The 8535-nt window shown below is 64.9% G+C and carries 6 protein-coding genes; 1 reads left to right on the top strand and 5 read right to left on the bottom strand.

The genetic code is table 11. The annotated features are described in order from the left end of the window. Positions 1 to 171 precede the first annotated feature (171 nt). The 3 genes from VMS96_10690 to VMS96_10700 all read right to left on the bottom strand — a co-directional run bounded on the left by VMS96_10690 (position 172) and on the right by VMS96_10700 (position 4630). Entirely contained in the window at positions 172 to 1608 is a 1437-nt protein-coding gene (locus tag VMS96_10690; GenBank protein ID HVP43891.1) for a trimethylamine methyltransferase family protein, read from the bottom strand. After that, positions 1605 to 2264, bottom strand: coding sequence for a corrinoid protein (locus tag VMS96_10695; protein HVP43892.1), 660 nt, complete (start codon positions 2262 to 2264; stop codon positions 1605 to 1607). Before VMS96_10695 ends, VMS96_10690 begins: the two co-directional genes overlap by 4 nt. Before the next feature lie 104 nt (positions 2265 to 2368). Continuing rightward, positions 2369 to 4630 (bottom strand): HEAT repeat domain-containing protein, encoded by a 2262-nt coding sequence (locus VMS96_10700; GenBank protein HVP43893.1) that lies wholly within the window; start codon positions 4628 to 4630, stop codon positions 2369 to 2371. A 315-nt stretch (positions 4631 to 4945) separates the two neighbouring features. Between VMS96_10700 and VMS96_10705 the strand changes: the two genes are divergently transcribed. Then, complete coding sequence (locus VMS96_10705; GenBank protein HVP43894.1) at positions 4946 to 5425, top strand: prepilin-type N-terminal cleavage/methylation domain-containing protein; 480 nt, start codon at positions 4946 to 4948, stop codon at positions 5423 to 5425. A gap of 78 nt (positions 5426 to 5503) precedes the next feature. Here VMS96_10705 and ppdK read toward each other — a convergent pair whose 3' ends face one another. Then, positions 5504 to 8239, bottom strand: coding sequence for a pyruvate, phosphate dikinase (ppdK, locus tag VMS96_10710; protein HVP43895.1), 2736 nt, complete (start codon positions 8237 to 8239; stop codon positions 5504 to 5506). 79 nt (positions 8240 to 8318) lie between these two features. Continuing rightward, positions 8319 to 8535, bottom strand: a 217-nt coding sequence (locus VMS96_10715; protein ID HVP43896.1) for a DALR anticodon-binding domain-containing protein, incomplete at its 5' end; no start/stop codon positions are given.

Genomic DNA, 8535 nt, shown 5'->3' on the forward strand with positions numbered 1-8535 from the left:
CGTCCATGTGACGGCCACCCACCTGAGAATCGTCGATGCTCTATGGGAGACCCCGGGTCCTCTGGAAGTCTGTGCCATCGGCAGTCTGATTTGGCTGCACGCCAAGTGGCATCGCTCTACACGTTTACCCTAGACACCTAAAGAACCACACGCATTCTCGGGGGCGGCGCCTTAGACCCCCATCAAGCTGGTGCGACCACAACGGGCCAATTCCCTCTCCGCGATCTGCCGCAGCGCCCGCTCGACTTCCGGCCGCACTCCCGGTCTCTGATAGCTCGATACCAGTTCGTCGGCCCGGCGCCGGGCCCGCTCAAACGTGTCGCTGGCTCCCTGGCTTTGCGGACCGCCACGCTCGATCACCGAGGAGGGGAAATGCTGCTCCTGGCGGAACAAAGCGCGGGTTTCTTTCAGCTTCAGAAAATCGCCTGCCAGCCCGGTCTGCGCGAACATGGCGGTGGCCAGGGCCTCGCCTCGCGCCTCGACACCTTCGAGCAGGCGCTGCGCCGAGGCGATGGCTTCGGCATCGATGACCAGCTTCTCGATGCTGTGGCAGGCCAGGAAGTCGAGCATCCCGGCCCCGGAGATCATGTTGATGCCGGCCAGCGCTCCCAGCACACACGAGATCCCGCTCTCCATGCCGGCCTGGGCGTCCACCAGCTTGCCGTCGCCGGCGACCAGGTAAGCGTGCGTGGGTAATCCCAGCGCCTTCCCCACCTGCGCGCAGGCCAGGTCCAGCATCACCGTCTCGATGGCTCCCATGGGGGTCGTGCCGCTGCGCATGTCGAAGATGGCCGGGGCGCCTCCCCAGACGATGGGCGCACCCGGGCTCGCCAGTTGGTGGATGGTGATCCCGCTGATGCACTCCGCCGCGTGCTGGACTACGGCGCCGGCCAGGGTCACGGGCGCGGTCGCTCCGGCCAGCGGCATGGATACGATCTCCGCCGGCACTCCAGCCCGTGCCAGCTCCACCAGGTTCTCGGCAGCGAACTCCGACCAGTTCAATGGCGGCGATGGGCACACGTCGAAGACCGCCCGGGGCGCGGATCGTAGAGCGTCCTGTCCGCCGGCGTCGGCGGCCAGGAGTTCGAGCATCGGCCTCAGCCCCGCTGCGGAGAATGACCCGGTCACCACCGGCTTGCTCGAATGCCACAACACCAGGAAGAGGCGGTAGAAGTCCCCGATCTCCTGGGGCACGTCGTTGCAGACCATGGCGGTGGACTGGGCGCTGTACGGTGGAAGTGTTTCCACCACCTGTACCATGCGCACCAGGTCGGCGACCATCGCCGGGCGCGGCTGTCGCGAGTCTGCGTCGAGGATGTTGAGGCAGGACGATCCCGGGTCGAAGCACACGTCATCGCCGCCATAGTGGACGGCCGGCTTCCCTTCGCGGGTATGCAGCCAGAACTCGCGCGGCGCGTGTGCCAGCGCGTTCCGCGCCAGCGCTTCGGGGATGCGGGCCACGCCGTTCTCGACCTGCACGCCGGCCGGACGCAGCAGATCGGCGGCCGCGTCCGCCACCCGCACGCCCGGCTCCCGCAGCAGCTGGAATGCTTCGCCCAGCACCCGCTCGACCAGCTTCCTGTCCAGCAGTTCGAGCCGAGGCCTCATGCCGGCACCCTCGCCGGCAGCAAGGACTTGGCCAGCGCGACCGCCGACATCGCGTCCTTGGCGTAGCCATCCGCCCCGATCTGCTCCGCCCATTGGCGCGTCACCGGGGCCCCGCCCACGATCACCTTCACCCGCGGGCGCAAGCCCGCCTCACCCAACGCTTCGACGACCTTCTTCTGGCCGGCCATGGTAGTGGTGAGCAGCGCCGAGACGCCCACGATGTCGGCTCCGAGCTCCCGCGTCTTGCCGACGAAGGCGGCGCTGTCCACGTCCGCCCCGAGGTCATGGACGCGGAATCCGTTGGCGGCCAGCAGCGTGCCCACCAGCCGCTTCCCGATCTCGTGGATGTCGCCCTTGGTGGTGCCCAGCACCACGGTCGCACGCACGTCCCGCTCGCCCCCGGCGCGGCGCAGTTCGTCCTCCAGGACCGCCATCGCCGTCGTCATGGCCTCGCTCGAGGCCATGAGGTCGGGCAGGAACATGCGTCCGGCGCCGTACAGCTCCCCCACTGCAGTCATTCCGGGAAGATAGCCGGTGTTGATGGATTCAAGGGGATCGATGCCAAGCTGGAGCGCGCGCTGCGCCAGCACGCGGGCGTGGTCAGGGGCGCCGTCCAGAATGCTCTGGCGCATCGCCTGGAAGGTTTCCTCGTGCACGGATACCTCCGAGCGCCGCGCCCACATCGCGCGCCTTCCCTATGAGTTGGGAAAGTTCATGGTAGCACTGAAGCGTGCCGAAGGCAGCCGGGGAAGAGAGAGGATCAGGACGCGGCAGTCCTCACTGAGCGCTGGACATCGGTGGCCAGCGGGTCGTTGGGGAATCGCGCCACGAAGTCGGCCAAGAGCTGCTGCGCCGCCTCCGACTGATGGTTGCGGAGCGCATTGAGCGCAGTACGCCGCAGCGCCGGCTCCAACTCGGCCTCGCACAGCACGTTGGCCAGCAGTTCCACGCTCTGTTCCGCCGGGTTGGCGGCGATGGCCTGGACCGCCTTCTGCGCAGCGGTCAGCTTGCCCCTCCCATCGACGAAGACGAACTGCGCCAGGGCGGTCAGGGTAGCCGGGTCGCGCAGGTAAAGCAGCTCTTCCAGCACCTGCTCCTGCACGTGCGGGCCGAATGTCGCCAGGTTCTCGGCAATCACCTGGCCGCGTCCTTCGACCCGGTTCTTGTTGAGCGCGGTCAATGCCGCCTGCTGCACCCGCTCGTCGGGGTGCTGAAGCACTGGGGTCAGGTGCGACAGCAGTTCGGCGTCCTTCAGCTCGCCCAGCAGCTTGCAGGCATTCCGCACCACGTACCAGCGTTCATGGGAGAGCTGGCGGCGCGCGGTCTCCACCGCCACGCTCCCGGTCTGGGCGATGAACCGCAGCAGCGCCATGCGGTTGGTCGCCACTTGCTCCTTCTCCAACATGGAGAACAGCTTCTGGATGGCGGGCGTGCCGCTCCAGCGCACCAGCAGCATCGCCGTCTTGGTCCAGGCAGGGTCGTCTTTCTTCTGCATCAGCAGCTCGACCGTCCGCTCCACGGCCGCCGGAGGCAGCAGTGCCGCCAGGCCATTGGAGCAGCACTTCACGTGCAGCCCGGGGTCGCGCGTCAGGGACTTTTCCATCGCGGTGCCGATCTCCACGATGGTGTCGAACTCCTCGTACGTGGCCAGGTTCTTCGACAGGATCACCAGGCTGTTGGCCAGCTGGAAATGGACGAACTGGTTCACGTCGTCGCGCAGCAGGGCCCGGCTCAGGCGCTGGGCGGTGCTCACGGCAAAGTCGGTGCGCACCCGCGACATCAGGTTGATCAGCTCAGGCCCGCGGCTCAACTCGTCGGGGTAGAGTTCGGGCCCATCCAGCGAATCGAAGTAGTGCTTGGCCAGCTCCGTCGCCTTGTCGTTTTCCTTCTCCTTCAGCAAGTCCCGCAGGTGCTCGATCAATCGCCGGAACTCGACCACCGTGAAACGCTTCACCGCCATCAGGTCGGCATGTTTCTGGCTGGTCGGCAGCGCCACCCACTTCAGTTCGTCCTGGATCTTCTGATAGGTGGTGGGCGGAAAAACGTGCTCTTTGACGAAAGTCGCCAGCTTGCTGGCCATGCGGTTGGCCATGCGAGTGGCCTGCAGGCTGCGCACCAGCACCCGGACCACGTCTTCCTCGACGATCATCGCTTCCGGGCCGGTGGGCGCGGTCGCCAGCTTTTGCACCGCCCACTGGATGGCAGTGTCCTCCACGAACTCGCTCGCCACCTGTTCCGGGGGCGCGTCCTTCAGCTCCGCCTGCTTGTGGGCGGGAAAGGACCCCATCACCATGTCGGGGGAGACCTCCTGCAGGATCCTGGCCAGCGCCATGCAAGATTTTTCCGGGTCGCCGCGGCGGTCCACCAGCGCTGCCTCCACCGTGGGGCCGATCAGCTTCATGATGTCGCTGGGGCCGCCGACACCCAGCGCCTCGCTGCGTTCCATGCACGCCGATTCCAGCAGCATGGTGAGCGCATCCAGCCCGGCATAGCCCCCGCCGCCTCCCAGGGCCATCTCTTCCCTTTGCTTGCTTGCCAGGAAGGCTTCCGCTTCCGTCTCCAGGATGGTGTCGCCGGAATCCGTTCGCGCCTGGTTCTTCCCCGCCGGAAAGACCCGGACCCCTTCCAGGGGGTTCATGTCCAGATACTTCTTGGCGCCCCCGGCTTCTGCGATCACCTTGGAATTGGCCGACAGTACGGAGATCGCGGCCTTATAGCGCGAGAGCGTCAGCCCCGGCTCAAAGGTCACCGCCCCATAGCCGCGCTTCAGGAATTCGTTCTCCAGCTGGACCAGGCCCGCGTCGGTGGTGAGCAGGTTGTTGAGCATGATCCGGTTCTCGACGAACCCCAGCGTGAACCGCCCGGTCTCTTTCAGCAGATGGTTGAGCGAATCGAAACTGGCCTGCAGCGGGCCCGCCGCCACCTTGTGGTCCAGCGAGAGCATCACCACCGTGCGCACGACCACCTGCAGCGATCGCGCGTACCGCAACCCTTGGACCTTCAGCTGTTTCTTATCGAGCATCGCCGGAACACACCTTCAGCCCGCGGGGGATATGCTCCTTCTACCACAGTCCCTAATCTACTTCTGTTTGCAACTTCGAGTCTAATTACTTAAGGTACCTGGGCTGCACCCCGCTTCACGTTCCCAGGATCGCCCCGGTTGACAATTTATGCCATCGGGAATGCCTCAAATCGCCAACCGGGGGGCCGAGACCCCAGTTTGATACTGGTAAGTCGTTCGTAGACTGTGGCTTAATAGCCCTGGGTCCTCGGGGGGTTCGGCGGTCGAATTGCTTGTCTTCAAGGCGTAGGGATAAACATGTTCCAGAGGCCAAAGATGAGAAGCCAATCCGGTTTCTCCCTGATAGAGTTGCTGATCGTGGTAGCGATCATCCTGGTGATTGCCGCCATTGCCATCCCCAACCTGTTGCGCTCTCGGATTGCCGCCAATGAAGCTTCGGCGGTCAATTCCCTGCGTACCCTCACCACCGCGGAGAATACTTACTACTCCACGTATCCGACCTTCGGCTTCGCCTGCAGCCTGATCTCGCTGGGCGGCGGGAAGACTCCGCCCGACAACACCGCTGCCGGCATCATCGACGATACCCTGCGCGGCGGCCTCAAGGCCGGTTACCAGTTCACCAATGGCGTGTGCATCAAGTCCGGCGCCCTCACCGTCGGCTATCAATACTCGGGAGCGCCTCTGGCCCCGCAGCAGAGCGGCATACGTTATTTCTGCGTGGATACCTCGGGCATCGTCAAATTCAGCTCGGTCAGCGTGGCCGATTGCTACGCCCTCGGACAGCCGATCCAGTAAGAGCGCACGAGATTGAAAGCCCGGCCTCGCGGCCGGGCTTTTCTTGCCTAGGGACGGGCGTCCCCGCCCGTCCTCTTGTCATTTTGTCCTTCCCGCTTCCGCCTTGCCCTCGCTGGCCGCGGCCTGCGCTGCCGCCAGCCGCGCCGTCAGCACCCGGAAGGGCGAGCACGAAACGTAGTTCATCCCTACCTGGTAGCAGAATTCCACCGACTGCGGCTCGCCGCCGTGTTCACCGCAGATGCCCACCTTCAGGTCGGGACGTGTCTTCCGTCCTCGCTCCGTGCCCAGCCGTACCAACTGCCCGACGCCCTCGCGGTCCAGCACCGCGAACGGGTCCTGCTTCAGGATGCCTTCCGCGATGTACGTCGGCAGGATCTTGTTCACGTCGTCGCGCGAGAAGCCGAAGGTGGTCTGGGTCAGGTCGTTGGTGCCGTAACTGAAGAATTCAGCTTCCTTGGCGATCTCGTCCGCCACCAGCGCGGCCCGCGGCAGCTCGATCATGGTGCCCACCAGGTATTCCACCCTGATCTCCTTCTCGGCGAACACCTCGTCCGCTACTCGGCGCACGATCGCCGCCTGGTTGGCGAACTCCTTCACGCTCGCGGTCAGCGGGATCATGATCTCCGGTTTCACCTTCACGCCCTCCTTCGCCACCTGGGCTGCCGCCTCGAAGATGGCTCGCGCCTGCATCTCGGTGATCTCCGGATAGGTGATGCCCAGGCGGCAGCCGCGGTGCCCGAGCATGGGATTCAGCTCGTGCAGCTGGTTCACTCGGTTCAGGACGGTGCGCAGCTCCTTGAGCTTGGGCGAGCGCGGCTTGGTGGCTTCCAGCACCGCGATCTCCACCATTAGCTCCTCGCGGCTGGGCAGGAACTCGTGCAGCGGCGGGTCCAGGGTGCGGATCGTGACCGGGAAGCCGTCCATGGCGCGGAACACGCCGATGAAGTCGGAGCGCTGGAAGGGCAGCAGCTTGCGCAACGCCGCCCGCCGCTCCTTCTCGTTGCTGGCCATGATCATGGCACGCATGTGGGCGATGCGATCTTCGGCGAAGAACATGTGTTCCGTGCGGCAGAGGCCGATGCCCTCGGCGCCGAAGGCCCGCGCCTGGATGGCATCGCGCGGGATGTCGGCATTGGCGCGCACTCCCATCTTGCGGAAGGGCTCGGCCCAGCTCATGATCTTCTGCAGTTCCGGGTCCTCGGCCGAAGGCGGCACCGTGTTGAGCTTGCCCTTGATGACGCGCCCGGTGGTGCCATCGAGCGAGATCCAGTCGCCCTCCTTGAAGACCTGGCCCTTCACCCGCATCTCGCGCGCCTTGTCATCCACTTCGATCTCGCCGGCCCCGGCCACGCAGCACTTGCCCATGCCCCGGGTCACGACTGCGGCGTGACTGGTCATGCCGCCGCGCGAGGTGAGAATGCCGACCGCGACCTCCATGCCGTGGATGTCTTCCGGCGTGGTCTCGCTGCGCACCAGGATCACCGGGTTTTTCTTTGCCCCATGCCCCGCCTTGGCGACCGCTTCATCGGCGGTGAACAAGACCTGTCCGACAGCCGCCCCCGGGGACGCCGGCAGCCCGGTGGCCAGCACTTCGACCTTGGCGCTCTTCTCGTCGAGCGCCGGCACCAGGAAATCGTAGAGCTGGTTGGGATCGACGCGGAAGATGGCCTCTTCCTTGCTGATCAGCCCCTCCTCCACCATCTGGATGGCGATCCGCACCGCGGCGCGCCCGGTGCGTTTGCCGTTGCGCGTCTGCAGCATGTACAGCTTGCCTTCCTGGATGGTGAACTCGAAGTCCTGCATGTCGCGGTAGTGCTTCTCCAGCCGCGTGGTGATCTCCCGCAGCTGCTTGTACGCGCCGGGGTTGATCTTGTTCAGCTCGCTGATGTGCACCGGGGTGCGGATGCCGGCCACCACGTCCTCGCCCTGCGCGTTCATCAGGAATTCTCCGTAGAATTCCTTCGCCCCGGTGGCCGGGTTGCGGGTGAAACCGACGCCGGTGCCGCTGCTCTCGCCCAGGTTGCCGAAGACCATCGCCTGCACGTTCACCGCGGTGCCCAGCATATCGTCGATGTTGTTGATGCGGCGGTAGTGCTTCGCCCGGTCATTCTCCCAGGAGCGGAACACGGCATCGCGCGCCATCACCAGTTGCTCGTGCGGGTCCTGCGGGAAGTCGCGCTTGGCGTGCTTCTTCACCACCTTCTTGTATTCCTCGATGATCTCCTTCAGCGCCTTGGCGTCGAGCTCAGTGTCGAGCTTTACCTTGCGCTGCTTCTTCTTGCCGTCGAAGACCTGGTCAAAGGCCGGCTTCTCGATGTCGAGCACTACATTGCCGAACATCTGGATCAGGCGGCGGTAGGAGTCGTAGGCGAAGCGCGGGTTGTTGCTCTTTTTGGCGAGGACTTCGACCGATTCGTCGTTCAGGCCGAGGTTGAGGATCGTGTCCATCATGCCCGGCATGGAGAACTTGGCGCCCGACCGGACGCTCACCAGCAGCGGGTTGCTGCCCTTTCCCAGCTTCTGTCCCTGGAGCTCCTCCAGCCGCGCCAGCGCCGCCTCCATCTCGCGGTCCACCTCCGCCGGCACCCGGCCCTGGCTGCGCATGTACACGCGGCAGGCTTCGGTCTGGATGGTGAAGCCCGGAGGCACCGGCAGCCCGGCATTGGTCATCTCCGCCAGGCCGGCGCCCTTGCCGCCCAGCTCATCCTTCATCTTCCCGTTACCCTCGGCCTTCCCTCCGCCGAAAAAGTAAACATGCTTGGTCACTTTCGCGCCGGCTTCTACGTGCTCGACTTCCGCTACTGTGGTGCTCATAAGATTGTGTCCTCTCTATTAGTGCGAATTGAATGAACCTGTGTCATCCCGAACGGCTTCAGCCGTGAGGGACCTGCTTCTATGCGCTCTTCCCTTCGGTCACGATCTCCGAAAAATCCGCAATGGTCGAGAAACTCGCCAGCAGGTCCCGTAGCATCGCCAGCCGGTGGCTGCGGACCTTCTCGTCCTCCACCATGACCATCACCTTGTCGAAGAACGCGTCCACGTGCGGACGCAGCGTCGCCATCACCTTCAGCGCCTGTTCGTAATTCTTCTGCTGGCGGTACTGCTCGACC

It is taken from the genome of Terriglobales bacterium (genome assembly GCA_035543055.1).
Taxonomy (GTDB): Bacteria; Acidobacteriota; Terriglobia; order Terriglobales; family Acidobacteriaceae; genus JAIQFD01.

What these genes read in the sequence shown, in the direction of transcription:
- VMS96_10690 (HVP43891.1), bottom strand. Translation starts at nt 1,608, where the DNA reads ATGAGGCCTCGGCTCGAACTGCTGGACAGGAAGCTGGTCGAGCGGGTG.
- VMS96_10700 (HVP43893.1), bottom strand. Translation starts at nt 4,630, where the DNA reads ATGCTCGATAAGAAACAGCTGAAGGTCCAAGGGTTGCGGTACGCGCGA.
- VMS96_10705 (HVP43894.1), top strand. Translation starts at nt 4,946, where the DNA reads ATGAGAAGCCAATCCGGTTTCTCCCTGATAGAGTTGCTGATCGTGGTA.
- ppdK (HVP43895.1), bottom strand. Translation starts at nt 8,239, where the DNA reads ATGAGCACCACAGTAGCGGAAGTCGAGCACGTAGAAGCCGGCGCGAAA.